Source organism: Paramaledivibacter caminithermalis DSM 15212 (assembly GCF_900142245.1).
Taxonomy (GTDB): domain Bacteria; phylum Bacillota; class Clostridia; order Peptostreptococcales; family Caminicellaceae; genus Paramaledivibacter; species Paramaledivibacter caminithermalis.
In genome coordinates this window covers 73,081-92,206 of the sequence record NZ_FRAG01000001.1, presented here as the reverse complement: position 1 = coordinate 92,206, position 19,126 = coordinate 73,081, and the positions used below count along the sequence as shown (strand labels likewise).

Below are 19,126 nucleotides of genomic sequence, written 5' to 3'. Positions count from 1 at the left end.
TGTCAAAAGCCTGAAGCTGCAAGATTGGTGCAGCTTTTTTTTATACCCAAAAATTGAGAGATTTTATTGTGCTATATATAGAATAAAGAATTCAGAAATAGGCTAAATTATTAATAGATTTATGTTTCAAAATAATAAAACATGCTATGGAATTTACTCTATTGTAAAATCTATTTTTAGGGAGTGATTAATGTAGGGAGTGGGTTTATTTGAGATTTAAATACAAAAGAATAATAACCCTTTCAATACTATTTTTTTTCTTTGGTTTAGTTTTTTTGAATTTAGTTACTTTTTTATATTATCCAACAAAAATAGATATATTTGAAGGCGAAGGACATGTTTTAAATATAAAATATCCCTTTGAAATTATAGACAATGAAGATAACGAAATTGTTGAAATATCTGTAGAAAACAACCCAGAGGATAAAAAAAACCAAGTGAAGATAGTACCATTGAAAAATGGAAAAACAAATCTTGAAATAAAGCTTTTAGGTATATTGCCAATCAAAAAATTAGCAATTGATGTATTTCCTAAGCTTAAGGTAATACCAGGAGGAAATTCAATAGGAGTGAAATTAAATACAAAGGGTGTGCTGATCGTAGGATTAGAAGAAATAGAAGGACCAGACAATAAAAAATATAACCCAGGTTATGATGGAGGTTTAAGAATAGGAGATAGTATAATAGAAATAAATAATATCAAAGTAAAAAATGCAGATCATGTAATCGATATAATAAACTACAATAAAGGAAAGGAAATAAACGTTAAAGCTAAGAGAAATAGTAATACTATAAATTGTAAAATCAAGCCTGTTAAGAGTAAAATATATAAAGACTATAAGATAGGACTTTGGGTAAAGGATAAAACCGCAGGTGTAGGAACTTTGACATTTGTTGACCCAAAATCAAAGATATATGGTGCATTAGGTCATGCTATATCGGATGCTGAAACTGGAAAAATATTGCCTATAGGCAAAGGAGAGATTATGAAATCCAGAGTAGTTTCTATAAAGCAGGGGAAAAGAGGAAAAGCAGGTGAAATAAGAGGAATTTTTCTAGAGACAACTGAACCATTGGGGGCTTTAGAAAAAAATACAAATTACGGTATATATGGAACAATGTATAAAGAATTAACAAACCCAATATATAATAAGCCTATTGAGATTGCACTTCAGAATGAAATTAAACTAGGACCTGCAAAGATTCTTACTACTACAGATGATAATAAAATAAAAGAATATGATATTATAATAGAAAAAATTAATACACAAAGGAAAGTAAGCAATAAAAGTATGATAGTTAAAATAGTAGATGAAGAACTTCTCAAAAAAACTGGAGGAATTGTACAAGGAATGAGTGGAAGCCCAATAATACAAAATGGAAAAATTATTGGAGCCGTGACCCATGTATTTGTAAATGACCCCACAAAGGGGTATGGTATATTTATTGAGTGGATGATTAAAAAATCAGGAATACAAACCTATAATAACATGAAACTAGGAAAAACTGGTTAAATATTTGGCACTTTAAATTATTTATAACTTAAAGTGCCAAATTTTTTAGACGTAAATTATCTAATTAACATATGAAAATAAATCCATTTACACGAATCAAATGGATATAAATTACATTTTTTTTTGAAAATTAAAAAAAACAGAAGGATATTTATTTTCTATGTCGAATTCATAAAAAGTGCGTATTAAATATATTATAAGGGGGTTTTTTTGTGAAAGAAAAAATAAAGATATTGATCGCAGATGATAATAAAGATTTTTGCGATATTCTGTATGAATACTTGAGTAAGCAAGATGATTTAGAAATCATTGGTGTGGCTAAGGATGGGATAGAAGCTATAGATATCCTCTCCCAGTGTATACCAGATGTTATGATTCTAGATATCATAATGCCTCACCTTGATGGATTAGGTGTTTTAGAGAAAATGTATACTTTGGATTTACCTGAAATGCCAAAGGTTATAATTCTTTCTGCTGTGGGACAGGATAGAATTACTCAGAAAGCTATAAATCTTGGCGCTGATTATTATGTTGTAAAACCCTTTGACTTTGAGGTGTTTATTAAAAGAATAAGACAGCTAATGGGAAATTCTGATGAAAGTTTTGAAAGGAAAAGGGCTTTAAGAGATTTTAACTTTTCAAATGTAAATGTAGATAAAAAACCTAAAAATATCTCAGTAGAAGCAGAAATTACAAATATTATTCATGAAATTGGGGTTCCAGCTCATATAAAGGGATATTTATATCTGAGGGAAGCCATAGGAATGGTTGTAGAAAATGTTGAATATTTAAGTGCAGTGACAAAAGAATTATATCCTGATATAGCTAAGAAATTTAATACTACTCCAAGTAGAGTAGAGCGAGCAATAAGACATGCTATAGAGGTTGCTTGGAGTAGAGGGAAATTAGATACTATAAATAGATTATTTGGATACACAGTAAGTAATGGTAAAGGCAAGCCGACAAACAGCGAATTCATAGCAATGGTGGCTGATAAACTTAGGATAGAGCAGATGATTGGTTAAATAGAGTTTAAAGTAAGGGTTTTTAAAATTTGTGTTTAATAATTAACACTATTTACTACATACCGATAAACACCTTTCATTTATAGGTTTGAATTTCAAAGCTATTGTGGAGGTGTTTTTGTGTCATGTAAAATTTGATTTAGAAATTGATAAACTAATTGATACATTGCTGAAATTATTTAATCTATCTATTTTTATATAGAACTGAGTTAGTTTATTGACGGTATACAAGCATTTGTAACGGTAGTTTAATAATGAAATGGGAGAGGAATATATGTCGAAAATAAAGTTCATAATTATTTTCTTAGCTATTGGTTTATGTTCATGCGCTACAATAAATATTGATAAAATTGAAACAGATGAGAATATGTCCAATATTGATATAGAATTATTTATGAATATTGATAAACTAGCAATAGATTTTATTGAATTGGAAGAGATTGAAGGTGATGAACTTAAATCTTATTCAATAAAGGAGAATTATGATTTCGATTGTGACGGTAAGAAAGACTTAGTTAATTTTCTCATAAAGTTTAGAGGGAGTAGACTTAATAAATCTGTATTACAGATTAATGATAGCTTTATTGAATATGAGTTTCATAATCCTTATGAAATATATGTAATTGATTTAGATACTAAAGATAAATTCGTTGAATTTACTATACATGATGATGGTCCAAGTGGCGATTCATCTTTTACTTTCTTTAGATATACAGGAAAAAAGATACTTCTATTAGGTCAAGTAACTGGATATCCAAAACTTGATGGCAATGGTCATATGATAACTTCATCAGCAAATTTTGTTTCTCCAGCTATTATATTCGAGATTGCTGAAGTTACTGGTAGTAATATAATATACACAGTTATTGATCATACTAAATATTTAAATAAAGAGTATAAAGTATGTTATGACTTTAATGCTTATTTTAAGGAATATGATACTATTCCCAAAAATTTCATGCCAGCGTACGATATTGAAGAAACATTAATTGCTAAGGACAGTATTATAAAGATAAAACACATCGAACTTGAAGGAAGTGTACCATGCTGGTATGAAGTTGAACTTGATGATGGAATAAATGGCATCTTGTATTTTTGGCTAGGTGATTGATTATGATTTATTTATCTGTGGTTATCAAAATATACTAATAACTAAGGCGTTTGATTGTAAACTATAACCAGTAAAATTTTAGAAGCAGAAATTCAGGTTTTTAGATCTAAAAAATGATCTTAAAACTTGGAGTTTGAAACTAAAACGCATTAAAGGCATATTTGCTATAGTAGATTTTTAAAGATCTTACAAATAAAAAAATTATTTAGTTTTCTTGCATTTATTAGGTTTTGTACAATTTTCACATGAGTAATAAAACAAATAATCGTAATTAATCCAATATAAAACATTTTGAGTATTTTGTAATTTGTGTTCTTTACATACCTCAATAACATTTTTATTATTCATAAAAACCCATCCTTTCAAATTATATTTTAATATTAAAAATATTATGACTTATTAATTAATATTTTAAACCATTTTGAAGTGTTTTTTATTAAAATGAATAATACAATATAAGAATTAATTATCTCAATAGTTACTTAACAAACAGAAAGTTTGCTTGTAAAAGATTTGGTTAAAATAGGGATTATATATAGATAAACAGCATTAAAACAAGGAGTTAGTATTTAATTAACTGATACTGACTCCTTTACATGTACATGTAGTATGTTTTTTTGTGATTTTACACTATCTGCTTGCAGACATCTATCCATTCAGCATTGGTAATTTTTTTTAATTGGATAGGTGTAATTTTGATTGATGAGTTTGTGGAACCAGCAGCAGGGTAGACATATTCAAAATTATTTAAAGATATATCTAAATATACATCCATTGGATTTTTCAGCCCAAATGGACATACTCCACCTACTGGATGTCCAGTTATTTCTAATACTTCGTCAGGCTTTAACATTTTACACTTTGTTTTAAAGGTATCTTTAAATTTTCTATTATCTATTCTAGCATCTCCCTTAGTAACAATTAAAATATTCCTATCTTTTAATTTAACAGCCATAGTCTTTGCAATGAGCTGAGGCTCAACACCATGGGCTTTGGCTGCTAATTCAACAGTTGCTGTACTTTCATCCATTTGGAATATTTCATAATCCAGATTATTTTCTTTAAAATATTTTCTCACATCTTCCAGAGCCATTAAAAAAACCTCCTTAATGTTTTCTATAGATTATATTATTATGTATAATTATAAAATTAACTAACCAAACTAGTTTCTATGGCGAGGGTGCTACAAAAAAATAAAGAATTATTTACCAGCTTGGTAGGTTGAATTATATATATTATAGCATAATAATGGAAATAATTAATAATAATACATACTTAATCATAAAAGTACAAGTATTATAATTATAATAATTTACATAATATAATTATAGTAAATAATTACATATGTATTATATTTCTATAAAATGGTAACAATTATATTGAAGGAGATTATTAATTCTAAATTTTTAGGAGGTATTGAAATGAATAAACAATTCCTTAAAGGTTTAATTTTAGGTATACTTAGCACATTTATATTAGGAACTATATTAGTTTTTTCAGAAAATATAAAGCATACCATAGAAGTAGTATTTGATTCAGTTAATTTGGAAATAAATGGAGAAGAAATAAAAGTAGATAATATACTTTATGAAGGTACGACCTACATACCCATAAGAAAAGTTGCTGAACTGTTAGGGAACGAAGTAGAATGGGATCAGAAAACACGTACAGCGACTATAAAAGAAGTGATTAACAGTAGCGATGAAGATAAAGAACCTAAAGAAAAAGGTGAAAAAGAAGAAGTGAATAAAGCAACAACATCTAAAATAATCAATTTTAGTGAAAAAAGTTTAGAAAAGCTAGTTAGAGAGATAATTAATAAGCCAAATGGAAATATAATGAGGGATGATGTTGAAAATATTACAAGCCTTTCCTTCTCTAATCCTACTAAAGAGGATGAAAAAATTTGTGATTTGGATTCCTTAAAACATTTCGTTAATTTAAAAGAATTAATTTTGGATAATCATAAAATATCAAACTTAAAGCCATTAGAGAGTCTTACAAATTTAGAGAAGTTATCTCTAAATGGAAATAACATAGAGGATATTAACTCCTTAGCTAATTTAACCAACCTAAAAGCATTATATTTAAGTAGAAACAGAATCAAAGAAATTGATGCTTTAAAAAATCTAGCATCCTTAAAAATATTAGCATTAAATGGTAATAAAATAAGTAATATTGAGGGAATTAAAAATAAAGATAAATTAGAACAACTATATTTATCCGAAAATAACATAAAGGATATTAGTGACTTAGAAGGAATAACTAATCTACAGGTTCTGTATTTATATCATAACAAGATAGAAGATATTAGTCCTATAGGTGATTTAAAGAGACTTAGAAATCTATCTTTAAATAAAAATGAAATAATCGATATAAAGCCATTAAATAAACTAGCTGTATTAGAAAAGTTGGTAATAAAAAACAATAAAATTTCAAATATCACTCCAGTATCAAATTTAAAGAATTTAAAAATACTATATTTAGCAGGTAATGATATAAAAGATTTTTCTCCAATTAATGAAATATATAAGGAATTAAAGGACAAGGATTTTGTTTTGGAAACTAATGAAAAAAAGAATGAATAATAAAATATTAAAATACCCTAAGGCAGCTACAACGTGTTCTAAGTTACAGGTTCTATGTCCCAAGTACTAAGATCTTTCTAGTGAGTTTTGGAAGAAAATAATTTGCATTAATATTTTACTGGTAACAATTTTAATTTTTTCTAGCACTCTATTGTACTCTGTTTTAGCTATGCAATTTTTTGCAAAAAAATTTGAGTTCCTAAGCAAGTACAAATACGCAATGCTTATGGGGGTTTTGGATATGTATAAATTAAAATATTTACTTAAAATCCCTATAATTAATTTGTGTGGGAGAGTTTATTAATATCTGCTATTTATAGTTTTTATACATGTAAGATCATGTAATATAACAGTATTATTTTTTATACTTTTCCCATTTCCGAGGCAATAGTAAAATTACAACAATTTGTATCAAACTTTTTAATAAGAATAAGAAAATTGCATAATTATGGCTTGATTAAATTGTGGAATTTGCTTTAAATAAATAGAAAATGTAGTTTTAAAATAAGTTTTGTAAAAAACTAAAATTTTGTAATGCATATAGAGATAAACAACTTCAAGGTTTAATAAATTTCAAAGAAAAAATGTAGAAGCGTTTATTATTTTCTTTGAAATATATTTTAAATGTTAATGTTGTGTATCTATATTAAAAATCATAAATTTACTGTTAATGGAAATAATAAGAGGGGGAATGATATGAAGAAATTTCATTATTGGAGGTAGTAATGGTTATTGAATCCATTGCCAGAAAGGATTATAAAACTAAGAATCTAGTAAAAAGATTAAATTATGGAGAAATCGCTGTAATAAAGCATAAAGATATTGATGAGATAGCAGCTAAATCTTTAGTTGAAAAACGCCCTAAAGCTGTTATCAATGCAGAAGAATCTATAAGTGGTAAATACCCAAATAGAGGACCATCAATATTACTTGAAGCAGGTATTATGATGATCGACATGGAAAATGAAAACACTTTTGATTTAATAGAGGAAAACAAGAAAATTAGAATAATTCATAATAAAATTTTTGTTGAGGATAAATATATTGGAAAAGGTAAAATATTAACAAAGGAAATGATTAAAATAAAAACTGAAGCTGCAAATAATAATTTAGAGATTGTACTGGATGACTTTATAGAAAATACTTTAGAGTATGCAAAGAAGGAAAAAAATCTTATTTTAGGTAATCTAAAAATACCTGACATTGATATAAATATGAAAAATAGACATGTATTAGTAGTTGTAAGGGGGAAGGATTATAAAAAAGATTTGTTAGCAATAAGAACATATATTCAAGAAGTCAAACCTATACTTATTGGTGTAGATGGTGGTGGAGATGCACTCTTGGAATTCGGATATATTCCTGACATAGTTGTTGGAGACATGGATAGTGTATCTGATGACTGCTTAAAAATGTGTAAAGAAATCATAGTACATGCTTATAGAGATGGCAGAGCTCCAGGGCTTTATAGAATAGAAAACCATGGATTAGACTACAAATTGTTTCCTTCTCCTGGAACTAGTGAGGACATTGCAATGCTTTTAGCCTATGAAAAAGGGGCAGATGTAATTGTTGCAGTTGGTACCCACACCAATATGATAGATTTTTTAGAAAAAGGTAGGAGGGGTATGGCAAGTACGTTTTTGGTTAGGCTTAAGATAGGTAGTAAATTAATAGATGCCAAAGGAGTCAATAAACTATATAAAGAAAGAATAAAGCCTATACATTTATTTAGTGTAGTTATTTCATCATTAATTCCAATAATAATTATTTCATTATATTCACCGCTTAGTAAGCATATAATTAGATTGCTTCAAGTAAGACTTAAATTGTTATATGAATTGAAGGGGATTTTATGGTAATAAATATAAAACATTTTATTATAACAATAATTGCAATATTTTTATCCCTAGGAATAGGAATATTTGTCGGGGTAATAATAGACAGTCAACAATTATTCATTGAACAACAAAAGGTTTTAGTCAGTCAAATTGAAGAAGGCTTTGATGGATTCAAACAAAAAAACTATGAGCTTATGAGTAAGCTTGAGAAGTATAGAGAGGATAATGAAAGGAAGGATAAATTTTTAGATATAGTGTATTATGATTTATGCCAAAATAGTTTAAACGGATTAAATATAATGACCATAGATATGTTTACTGAAAATGATTATTTTGATGTTGAGGAAATTTTCAACAATACAAAAATAAACAAAATAATTAAAGTTAATATTCCTAAAGTAAGGGATGATCATATTGAAGACATTGTAAAAACTTTAAAAAGTAATCTTAATATTGAAAGTCAGTATGAAAATGGGAGTAAAATTGCTAATTCAGAAAAAATATATTCAAAAACTCTTATAAAAAGCAACAGTACACTACCTTTCTATTTAAGGAAAATGGATCATGTAAATTATAAGGGAGATATATATTCAAACATTGATTTTATTATATTAATTGATGATGGATTTAATATAAATAATCAATCCTATACATTTGTAAGAAAAGAATTTATAAATTTAATTAATAACAGTAATATTCCACTAATGGCAGTTGAAAAGTCGAACACAACCCACTCATGCATATCCTTTTACAAAGAACATGGAATATCTACTGTAGATAATGTTGATACTAAGCTAGGACAAATAGCCATGCTAATGATCTTAAAGGGAAAAAAAGGACATTTCGGGGAGAAAGTAACAGCTGATAGTTTAATACCAAAAGACATCTTAAGTTTTGATGTAAATTAGCAAAAATATTATCAAAGCATTTTAGGGTCTAAGAGAATGACCTGAGTTCTCAACCTTAAACTATACTTAAAAGGATTGACCTAAAATGGAATCTTAACCTACAAAGTTCCAAAGGAAGCTTTGTTTAAAGGAGGTACAATATCAATGATAGATATATGCGCATTAGTTCCTGCTCATAACGAAGAAGATAAGATAGAAAATACTATCAAAACTATAAAGGACTCTAAATACATAAAGGAAGTATATGTTATAGATGATGGTTCTAAGGATAATACTGCTTTGAAGTCAGGTAAAGCAGGAGCAAAGGTATTTAAGCTTAATAAAAATAGAGGCAAAGGATATGCATTAGAATATGGACTAAGGAAAATTATTGATAAAAGTGAAATAATTGTTTTTTTAGATGGAGATTTAGAAGCATCTAGTAAGGATATTGACAACCTAATTGAACCAGTATTAAAAAATGAATGTGATGTAACAATAGCCAAGTTTGCAAGGACTAAAAAGAAGGGTGGTTTTGGATTAGTAAAATCACTAGCTAAAAATGGAGTTAAGTATTTTACAGATCAAGAAATAGATTGTACCCTTTCAGGGCAAAGAGCTTATAAAACTGAGGTTCTTAGAAGTATACAAGATATACCTAGAAAATATGGAGTGGAGGTGGGCATGACCATTGATATTTTAAAATTAGGCTTTATTATAAAAGAGATTGAGGTAGAGATGGGACACAGAGAAAGTGGAAGAAATTTCAAAGGATTTATCCATAGAGGGAAGCAATTTTATCAAATACTTTGGATATTGATTCAAAAGGGGTTAGGATGGGAGATATGATATATCTAACTGTATTTTTTTCATATTTTTTTAATAAATTAATTATTCCCTTAGTTGAGGAACTTTATACAAATTCAGGATTTTTAAAGAAAAACTATAAGGGTGCTTTGATACCTAATAGTATGGGAATAATTTTTATTTTTAACATGTTATTTGTATCTTTATTTATACTGATATTTATAATTAGGATCAATTATACTGAAATATATATTTTTTTATTAGGCACATTAGTTATGGGGATTACAGGATTATTAGATGATTTTATTGGCAATAATGATATAAAAGGGTTTAAAGGTCATATAAGCATGCTCCTAAAATTAAAATTAACTACAGGGGGAATAAAAGCCATATTTGGAGGAGTAGTTGCAATTTTGATTAGTTTAACGATTTCTTCTAATTTTCTTAATTTTCTAACGAACATACTAGTAATTTCACTATTCACCAACTTTATAAACTTAGTAGATCTTAGACCAGGGAGGGCTTTAAAGGTTTTTTTTGTTTTTAGTATGCCTTTATTATTTTTTGTTAATGGAATTTATAGAATAATACTATTAAGTTTTATAGGAGCAGCCTCAGCATATTTTTCCCACGATATAAAGGGAAGATCGATGCTTGGTGATGTTGGTTCAAATTGTTTAGGAATTATTTTAGGTATTATTGCAACAAGTCTTGAATTTAATATAAAAACTTTACTGATTATTTTTTTGATTTTAGCCAACCTATATTCAGAAATATATTCTTTTACAAAATTGATAAATAAAAATAAAATTTTAAACTTTTTTGATGAGTTGGGTAGGGGTTGAGGTTGTTGAGCTTATGTATAAAATATGATTTAAACCGTTGTGAGAATAAATAAAGTTTTTGTCTTTAAAAACCCTGCCATAGAAACTATCAAAATAAGTTGATTTAATATCTTTAATTGATCAAATTACATAATTACATTCTGCAAAAACTTTCTACTACATATAGCTTTAAGTTTCCTAAAGCTATACCATATATATTATGCAATTTCCTCAATTAAATAAATCCTTGTGTAGGTGATTTAAAGTGTTAAATTTAAAAACTGGAATAGTTGAGAAAATAATAGATGCTAGAGAAGGCAGTATGGAAATAATAGTTAATATTAATGGCAAATTGGAGAAGGCTATAGCCTATAAAAGTCTTATAGATAACATCGAAGAAGGTAATGAAATAATATTAAATACTACTGCTCAGGATTTAAAACTTGGCTCGGGAGGATATCATTTTGTATTAGCTAACTTGAAAAAAACTACCAAGCAAAGTATGAAAAATGGACATATTATGAAGCTAAGATATACTCCTATACAAATAAGAGTGAATTCTGTAGAAGAACAAGGGAGTAAATATCATCATGTATTTAATGAATTTAACAGTTTAAAGGGAATGCCTGTGTTAATAGGTGGCTTGCATAGTGTTTTAGCACCACTTACAGTAGTTCTAAAAGGCTTAAATACTAGATTAAGTATTGCATATATCATGACTGATGGAGGAGCATTACCTATAGATTTTAGTAAGACAGTTAGATATTTAAAAAAGGAAGGATATATAGATGGTACTATAACTATTGGGCATGCCTTTGGTGGCGATTTAGAGTGTATAAATATATATAATGGATTAATAGCTGCAAAGGAAATATTGAATTGCGATATATGTATTGTTTCAATGGGACCTGGAATAATCGGAACTGGAACAAAATACGGTTTTACAGGTATTGAACAGGGAAATATAATTGATGCTGTAAATGATTTGGAAGGAGTTCCAATTTGTATACCAAGAATAAGCTTTAAGGATAGAAGAAAGAGACATTTTGGAATCAGTCATCATTCTATTACAGTGCTTTCAAAGATAGCTAAGACAAAGGCCTATTTAGGTATTCCTAAATTTTTAGATGAAAGAGAAGCTATCATTAAAAATCAGATAGCCACTCATGATATCCATAAAAAACATAATGTGCTATTTACCCAATATAGTGATATAATAAATATGTTAAAAAAATCAAATATTACTATGGATACCATGGGTAGGACTCTTAAGGATGATATGGACTATTTTATAACCATTGGAGTTAATGGAAAGCTTGCTGAAAGCTTAATACAGTTTTAGCTGTTGGTAAATCTATGCTTAATTAAAAAACTGTTTTAAAGGGGAGTAGTTATGAAAAATATAGAAAGAACTATAAAATCTGACAAATTGTACCAAGGTAAAATCATTAATTTAAGAATTGATACAGTTGAACTACCTGATCAAAAGTACTCCAAAAGAGAGATAGTTGAGCATCCAGGGGCCGTTGCTGTCATTCCTATAACTGAGGATAATAAAATAGTAATGGTAAAACAATATAGAAAATCCGTGGAAGAATATCTTCTAGAGGTACCTGCAGGAAAATTAGAAATTGGTGAAGAACCTTTAGATTGTGCAAAGAGAGAACTTTTGGAGGAAACTGGATACAAAAGTGATAACCTACAATATATATTTAAATTTTATACATCACCAGGATTTTGTAATGAAACCATTAGCATATTTTTGGCAAAAGATCTGATAGTGGATGTTGCACAGCCCGATGAAGATGAATATATTGAAATAGAAAAATATGATATCGATGAATTAATAGAGAAGATTAATAAAGAAGAGATAAAGGATGCAAAGACTATTATATCAATACTATACATAAAAAATTATTTAAAATAAGAATAGGAAAAGGAAAATAGGAGAAGGGTGTATCTTCTTTTCCTATTTTAGTTTTTATTTTCATTTCTTTATCATCTTTTTTAAACCTTTCCTCGTTTTTTATATATAAATCAAGACATATAATCCTCAATCTATGCATACTATTTAATAGCATGTACCATAGATGGAGGGATTTTTTTGATTAGAAGAATTAATGATATAGTTGCAAAGCATATACAGGGAAATCTAATAACATATTTTTTCGTCATATTATTCTTTATGACTGGAATATCATCTGGAGCCTTTATGTCTAAAGCATTGACAGACTTCCAAAATAAAGAACTGATCGTTTACCTAAAAAATTTTTTTAGTATTGTAGATTCAAAAGCAATAAACAATTTGGCTATATTAAAGCAGTCTTTATTGAACAATTTTCAAACAGGCATAATAATATGGATTTTAGGTGTAACAGTTATTGGTATTCCACTTATTTTATTGATTATTGGTCTAAGAGGGTTTATAATAGGATTTACCGTAGGTTTCTTTGTGAAACAAATGGGGTTTAAGGGAGTAATTTTTTCTTTAGTATCAATACTACCTCAAAATATCTTAATAGTGCCTTGTACTGTTTTTATTGGTGTTTTAGGAATAAGCTTCTCACTAATGCTTATTAAAAATAAGACTAGAAAGAACACACGATATAGTATTGTAAATCAGTTTTTTTTATATAGTACTATTATTGCTATGATACATATTATTATAGTTGTTGGCTGTTTGATAGAAGCCTATATTTCACCTTTTTTTATTAAATATATATCTACTTATATGTAAAACTCACTAATACATCTTTGAATATTTTATAAAGGTTGTTAAATTTAACTATTTTGATTTAATTTAAGCTTAAAGAGTACAAATTTATTTTTATTAACTTTCAAAAAATTAAAGAGGATTTTATTTATAGGTGTTGAATTATAAAAATAGTATATTATAACGTAAAAAAAGTTAAGCAGTAAAATGATTTAATATATAGATTTCCCATAGTAAAACTTAATTTATACATATCAAAATATCCAGATTTTTTGGAGATTTTTGATGTTTATAAATTAACTGTTTTACTGGAATATCTATAGAATCTAGTATTTTTTAGTCATTAAAAAAAATGGCTTTATATAAAGGAGTTAATGGAATGGATGTAATTATAGAGGATTTTCTTACATACTTAAAAGATGAGAAGGAGTTATCTAATAACACCTTAGAGTCCTATGGAAGAGACCTTCGTCAATTTGGAGAATTTTTAAAAGAAAAGGGTAGAGGGTCATATAAAGATGTAAATAAGACAACAATTATAACATATCTTTTATATCTCCAAAAAAAAGGACGTGCTACTTCTACTATCTCTAGAAGTCTAGCTTCTATAAGGTCGCTATATCAGTACTTACTAAATATTGGAGGAGTCCAAAATGATCCAACAATAAATCTTGAATCTCCAAAATCTGAAAAGAAACTTCCATGTGTATTGAGTTTAAATGAGGTTGAAAGGTTAATAAATCAACCTAATGAAGATAGTCCTATTGGTTCTAGAGATAAGGCAATGCTGGAACTATTATATGCAACAGGTATACGTGTTTCGGAGTTGGTTGCATTGGATATGAGTGACTTAAAGATTGATTTAGATTTCATAAAATGTAGAGGAAGTAATAGTAAAGAAAGAATTATACCCATAGGAACGATGGCTAAAAAAGCCTTGTCTAAATATACAAGTGAATATAGAGGACGATTAGTAAAGGATGATGAAGAAGCTTTATTTGTTAATTATTATGGAAAAAGATTAACTAGGCAAGGATTTTGGAAAATAATAAAAAGATATACCAATGAGGCTAAAATAAGCAAAAAGATAACTCCGCATACCCTTAGACATTCTTTTGCTACCCATTTGATACAAAATGGAGCAGATTTAAAATCCGTTCAAGAAATGCTTGGACATTCAGATATCTCTACTACTCAGATATACATGCAACTGACGAAGAATAAAATTAAAGATGTTTACAATAAATCTCATCCAAGAGCCTAATAAAGGCTCTTATTAACTTTATATGATTAAATATTATATTAGAAGAAATAATATTATTATGATATCATTTAATATAAGTGGTTATGGATAAACTTTAATTCGTCTTAATTTCTTAATGTCAACCTCAATCTTAACCTTGACCCAAAAGGTTAGATCCAAAAGATATCACAAGGAGGAATATATATGATTAACAGAATAACTATTTTAGTAATGGATAGTGTTGGAATAGGCGCACTACCAGATTCCGAAAAGTTTGGAGATATTGGAGTGAATACTTTAGGAAATATCTCAAAGAAAATGGGAGGGATAAATCTACCTAATCTAATAAAATTAGGATTGGGTAATATCGATGGAATAGAAGGAGTAGGTAGTATTCAAAATCCTAGAGGTTCCTTTGGAAAATCAATGGAGATGTCTAATGGAAAGGATACAACTACTGGACACTGGGAAATTGCAGGTTTATACATTAAAGAACCATTTAAGACATATCCTGATGGTTTTCCAGAGCATGTAATATCTAAATTTGAAGAGCTTATAGGAAGAAAGGTTCTGGGCAATAAACCAGCTTCTGGAACAGAAATAATCAAAGAATTAGGAGAAAAACATATAAGAACTGGTAATCCTATAGTTTATACTTCTGCAGATAGTGTGTTTCAGATTGCAGCCCATGAAGAAGTAATTCCTTTGGATGAATTATATAAAATGTGCAAAGTAGCTAGAGAGATTTTGATGGGTGAAGATCAGGTAGCGAGAGTAATAGCTAGACCCTTTATCGGTAAACCTGGAGACTTTACTCGAACACCAAATAGAAGGGATTATTCTTTAGACCCATTTGGTAAAACTATACTTGACTTTGCTTCAGAAGCTGGATATGAGGTCATGGCAGTAGGTAAAATAGAGGATATTTTTAATGGAAAAGGAATAACAAAGGAAATACATACTAAAAGCAATATGGATGGTGTAGATAAAACAATAGAATTTTTAAATACAGATTCAAAGGGTATAATATTTACAAATTTAGTTGACTTTGATGCAAAATTCGGCCATAGAAGAAATGCTAAGGGCTATAAAGAAGCCTTGGAAGAGCTTGATCTTAGGATACCAGAGATTCTTGAGAACTTAAGGGAAGACGATATGCTAATTATTACTGCTGACCATGGCAATGATCCAACGTATAAAGGGACTGATCATACAAGGGAATATATACCTATAATAATTTATGGTAAGAATGTGAAAGCTGGTGTCAATATAGGAACGAGGGAAACCTTTGCTGATATAGCTGCAACTATAGCAGATATATTGGATATAGAAAAGCCTAAGTTTGGAAGAAGCTTTAAAGACTTAATATTGTAAAATTATTAGAATGAGTCATAAATGCCCCTGGATATTAATTTAAAGGGGTGTTTTTATGTTTTGTAAAATACAACTAAATATAAAAAATAAAGGTAACAATACAGATGTAGAATTTTAAATTCATTCATTTAACACAAGATTACATTATAATGTATAAGCAATTATTCCAATGGAAACTATAAAAGTACCAAGATAATATAGGAGGAATGCAGATGAATGAAAATTGCATTAAAAAGAAAGTATCGTTGATAATAAGTGTACTATTACTATTTATTAGTTCTTTTTCTTATTCCAGTGCCATTGAATTTGATTTAAATGCAAAGTCTGCAATTTTAATAGATGCTGGGACAGGGAAAGTACTTTACGAAAAGAATAGTAATAAAAAATTACCACCTGCTAGTGTTACTAAAATAATGACAATGCTGTTAGCAATGGAAGCTATTGATAAAAATCACATTACATTAGAAGATAAAGTAACCATTAGTGAGAGAGCTGCTAGTATGGGAGGTAGTCAGTTATATTTTGAACCTGGCGAACAGAAGTCGGTAAAGCAGTTATTAAAGGGAATTGCAGTAGCATCAGCCAATGATGCTTGTGTTGCTTTAGCTGAGCATATAGCAGGAACTGAGGAAGTTTTTGTAAAGAAAATGAATGAAAAAGCTGCAGAGCTGGGAATGAATAATACACAATTTATGAATACCAATGGGTTGCCCCAAGAAGGTCATTATACATCTGCTAAAGATATAGCTATAATGTCTAGAGAATTATTAAAATATCCCAAGATACATGAGTGGTTAAAAATATGGATGTCCTCAATGAAAGTTGGCAAAAAAGGCAGAGCAACACTTGAACTTGTTAATACCAATAAACTGATAAAGACTTATCCAGGTGCCAATGGAATAAAAACAGGCTTTACACAGGAAGCTAGATATTGTTTATCAGCATCTGCTACAAGAAACAATTTTAGTTTGATAGCCGTTGTTTTAGGATGTCCTACCTCTAAAATTAGATTTGCAGAAGCAAAAAAATTGCTTGACTATGGATTTGCCTCATATAATTCAGTATCAATATCAAAAAAGGGAGAGATATTTAAGGAAGTTATTGTTGAAAAGGGAAAGGTCGATAAAATAAATATAATTGCCAAGGATGAATTAAAGGTTTTAGTTAAAAAGGGAGAAGAATCAAAAATTAAAAAGGAAATAGTGTTGCCAAAAACCATAAAGGCACCTTTTGAAAAGGGTCAGAAGGTTGGAGAAATCATTGTAAAAAATTTAAATGGCAAAGAAATGGGAAAAGTTGACCTTATTACTGAAAGTAAATGCAAAAAAGCATCTATATTTGATACCTTTGTTAAAATATTGAAAATTGTTCCCAAATAGATAATTAGCCTGATAATATATTGATATATAAATTTATACTTGCTATAGGGATTTAAGTAAAGACTTTAATTTATACATGTCCAAAATGCCCAGAAGCATTGCATATTTGCACATGTATAAATTAAGTTTTACTATGTAAATCCTATATAGGGATTTAAGTAAAGACTTTAATTTATACATGTCCAAAACGCTCAGAAACGCTGCGTATTTGTACATGTATAAATTAAGTTTTACTATGTAAATTCTATAAATATAAGTTTATTTGAAGATTAGATATAGTATAAACCGCAGATGTTTTAGTGAAGTTCTAATAAAATATCTGCGGTTTATGGTATAGAAAAAAATCTTCTACTTTTTATAGGATTTTAAATATTTATGATAAAATAATAGAAATAGGAGGAAAACTAGTATACTTAGTTTAAGGGGGATATCTAATGAAGATACTAATAATTGACGATAGTAAATTAGTTATAGAATATGCTAAAAGCATATTATTAGAAAATAATATAAATTGTGATATAGTTACATGCAATAATGGAGAAGACGGATTAAGGATATTAGAAAATGAAGAAATAGATGTAATAATATTAGACATTGTTATGCCTAATATCAGTGGAATTGAAGTGCTGAAAAGAATACGATTAAATAAAAAATATGATGATGTTCAAATATTAATGTTTACTTCTTTGCAAGACAAAGAGTTTTTAAAAATAAGCTTTGAATATGGAGCAACGGATTTTGTTAGAAAACCGATAGAAGTTATTGAATTTATATCAAGGGTTAAGGCAGCCATAAGAGTGAGGAATTATCAATTGAGTTTAAGGGAAGCTTTATCTATTTTAGAAGATAGAAATAGCCAATTAGTAGAATTAAATAAGCAGTTAAAAGAAGCACAAGACTATATGGTTCAAAAGGAGAAGCTTGCTGCAATAGGACAGCTTGCTGCTGGGGTTGCACATGAAATAAATAATCCATTGGGATATGTTTCTAGCAATACCGAAACCTTAAGTAAGTATATAGTAAAATATAAATCTATTATAAAAGAATATCGTAGATTAATTGAAATAATAGAAAAAAATAATTTGAATTTTGATGAAATAATGGAGATAATAAAAAACATTAAAAAGCTTGAAAATAAATTACATATTAATTTTATTAGCGAAGATGGAGAGATGCTTATTAACGATTCCTTTGAAGGAATAGAGAGGATTACTAAAATAGTTCATAGTTTAAAGAATTTTGCAAGGGATGAAAAAAATGATGAATACGATAATTATGATCTTACAGATATTATTGAAGAAACCTTATTACTAATTAAGAATGAATATAAGTACTCAATTGATATTGAGAAGGACTTTCAAATTACGTCTCAAATATTTTGCAATAGGATTCAGATAAGCCAAGTAATAATGAATATTATAATTAATGCAGTTCAAGCCATAAAATCTCAAAATAGAAATGACAGAGGGTTAATTAGAATTAAAGTCTATCAACAGGAAGGCTATGTTATATGTGAGATAAAAGATAACGGACCAGGTATAGAAAAACAAAATATAAATAAAATATTCAATCCATTTTTTACAACTAAAAATATTTCACAGGGTACAGGGCTTGGTTTGAACATAGCCTATGATATTATTGTCAATAAGCATGGTGGAGATATTTTTGTTGAAAGTGAACTAGGTAAATATACTATTTTTACAATTGTATTGCCTATTAAAAAGCTAGAAAATAATTAAATGAAGAGATTTCATAATTCTAATTTGGCAAAATCATATATGCCAATGTCGTTCTTAATTCAGTTGTTTAGAATAAAATAT

The 19,126-nt window shown here is 28.2% G+C and carries 17 protein-coding genes; 15 read left to right on the top strand and 2 right to left on the bottom strand.

Annotation, left to right across the window (positions count from 1 at the left end):
• The first annotated feature begins 209 nt into the window (after positions 1-209).
• The 3 genes from spoIVB (at position 210) to BUB36_RS00415 (ending at position 3,650) form a co-directional block, all read left to right on the top strand.
• Positions 210-1,514, top strand: coding sequence for a SpoIVB peptidase (gene spoIVB, locus BUB36_RS00425; protein ID WP_073146348.1), 1,305 nt, complete (start codon positions 210-212; stop codon positions 1,512-1,514).
• A 212-nt stretch (positions 1,515-1,726) separates the two neighbouring features.
• Positions 1,727-2,539: a sporulation transcription factor Spo0A gene (gene spo0A / locus BUB36_RS00420; protein WP_073146346.1), complete on the top strand. Its 813-nt coding sequence runs from the start codon at positions 1,727-1,729 to the stop codon at positions 2,537-2,539.
• Positions 2,540-2,813: 274 nt separating this feature from the next.
• Complete coding sequence (locus BUB36_RS00415) at positions 2,814-3,650, top strand: hypothetical protein (RefSeq protein ID WP_073146344.1); 837 nt, start codon at positions 2,814-2,816, stop codon at positions 3,648-3,650.
• Between the two features lie 201 nt (positions 3,651-3,851).
• Here the strand turns inward: BUB36_RS00415 and BUB36_RS19525 are convergent, their stop codons facing one another.
• Positions 3,852-3,998 carry a hypothetical protein gene (locus BUB36_RS19525; protein WP_165613005.1) on the bottom strand — a complete coding sequence of 49 codons (147 nt, stop codon included), beginning with the start codon at positions 3,996-3,998 and terminating at the stop codon, positions 3,852-3,854.
• 277 nt (positions 3,999-4,275) lie between these two features.
• A complete protein-coding gene (locus tag BUB36_RS00410; RefSeq protein ID WP_073146342.1) occupies positions 4,276-4,743 on the bottom strand; it encodes a YbaK/EbsC family protein in 468 nt (155 codons plus the stop codon).
• Between the two features lie 328 nt (positions 4,744-5,071).
• On the opposite strand from BUB36_RS00410, the gene BUB36_RS00405 reads away from it, so the two are divergent.
• The 12 genes from BUB36_RS00405 (at position 5,072) to BUB36_RS00350 (ending at position 19,045) form a co-directional block, all read left to right on the top strand.
• Entirely contained in the window at positions 5,072-6,238 is a 1,167-nt protein-coding gene (locus BUB36_RS00405) for a leucine-rich repeat domain-containing protein (RefSeq protein WP_073146340.1), read from the top strand.
• A gap of 725 nt (positions 6,239-6,963) precedes the next feature.
• A complete protein-coding gene (gene steA / locus BUB36_RS00400; RefSeq protein WP_073146338.1) occupies positions 6,964-8,100 on the top strand; it encodes a putative cytokinetic ring protein SteA in 1,137 nt (378 codons plus the stop codon).
• Complete coding sequence (locus BUB36_RS00395; protein WP_073146337.1) at positions 8,094-8,987, top strand: copper transporter; 894 nt, start codon at positions 8,094-8,096, stop codon at positions 8,985-8,987. The genes steA and BUB36_RS00395 overlap by 7 nt, the downstream gene beginning before the upstream one ends.
• A gap of 144 nt (positions 8,988-9,131) precedes the next feature.
• Positions 9,132-9,815: a glycosyltransferase family 2 protein gene (locus tag BUB36_RS00390; protein ID WP_084111528.1), complete on the top strand. Its 684-nt coding sequence runs from the start codon at positions 9,132-9,134 to the stop codon at positions 9,813-9,815.
• Positions 9,803-10,618, top strand: a complete 816-nt coding sequence (locus tag BUB36_RS00385; RefSeq protein WP_084111526.1) for an MraY family glycosyltransferase — start codon at positions 9,803-9,805, stop codon at positions 10,616-10,618. Before BUB36_RS00390 ends, BUB36_RS00385 begins: the two co-directional genes overlap by 13 nt.
• Before the next feature lie 244 nt (positions 10,619-10,862).
• Positions 10,863-11,939, top strand: a complete 1,077-nt coding sequence (locus BUB36_RS00380) for a DUF3866 family protein (protein ID WP_073146335.1) — start codon at positions 10,863-10,865, stop codon at positions 11,937-11,939.
• A gap of 51 nt (positions 11,940-11,990) precedes the next feature.
• Entirely contained in the window at positions 11,991-12,524 is a 534-nt protein-coding gene (locus BUB36_RS00375; RefSeq protein ID WP_073146333.1) for an NUDIX hydrolase, read from the top strand.
• A 177-nt stretch (positions 12,525-12,701) separates the two neighbouring features.
• Positions 12,702-13,334, top strand: coding sequence for a stage II sporulation protein M (gene spoIIM / locus BUB36_RS00370; protein WP_165613004.1), 633 nt, complete (start codon positions 12,702-12,704; stop codon positions 13,332-13,334).
• A 355-nt stretch (positions 13,335-13,689) separates the two neighbouring features.
• The gene (gene xerD / locus BUB36_RS00365) at positions 13,690-14,574 is read left to right on the top strand and encodes a site-specific tyrosine recombinase XerD (RefSeq protein ID WP_073146332.1); all 885 of its coding nucleotides are present in this window, start codon (positions 13,690-13,692) and stop codon (positions 14,572-14,574) included.
• A gap of 186 nt (positions 14,575-14,760) precedes the next feature.
• A complete protein-coding gene (locus BUB36_RS00360) occupies positions 14,761-15,927 on the top strand; it encodes a phosphopentomutase (RefSeq protein ID WP_408633760.1) in 1,167 nt (388 codons plus the stop codon).
• Between the two features lie 212 nt (positions 15,928-16,139).
• A complete protein-coding gene (locus BUB36_RS00355; protein ID WP_073146329.1) occupies positions 16,140-17,306 on the top strand; it encodes a D-alanyl-D-alanine carboxypeptidase family protein in 1,167 nt (388 codons plus the stop codon).
• 434 nt (positions 17,307-17,740) lie between these two features.
• Positions 17,741-19,045, top strand: coding sequence for a response regulator (locus BUB36_RS00350; protein WP_073146327.1), 1,305 nt, complete (start codon positions 17,741-17,743; stop codon positions 19,043-19,045).
• Positions 19,046-19,126 lie beyond the last annotated feature (81 nt).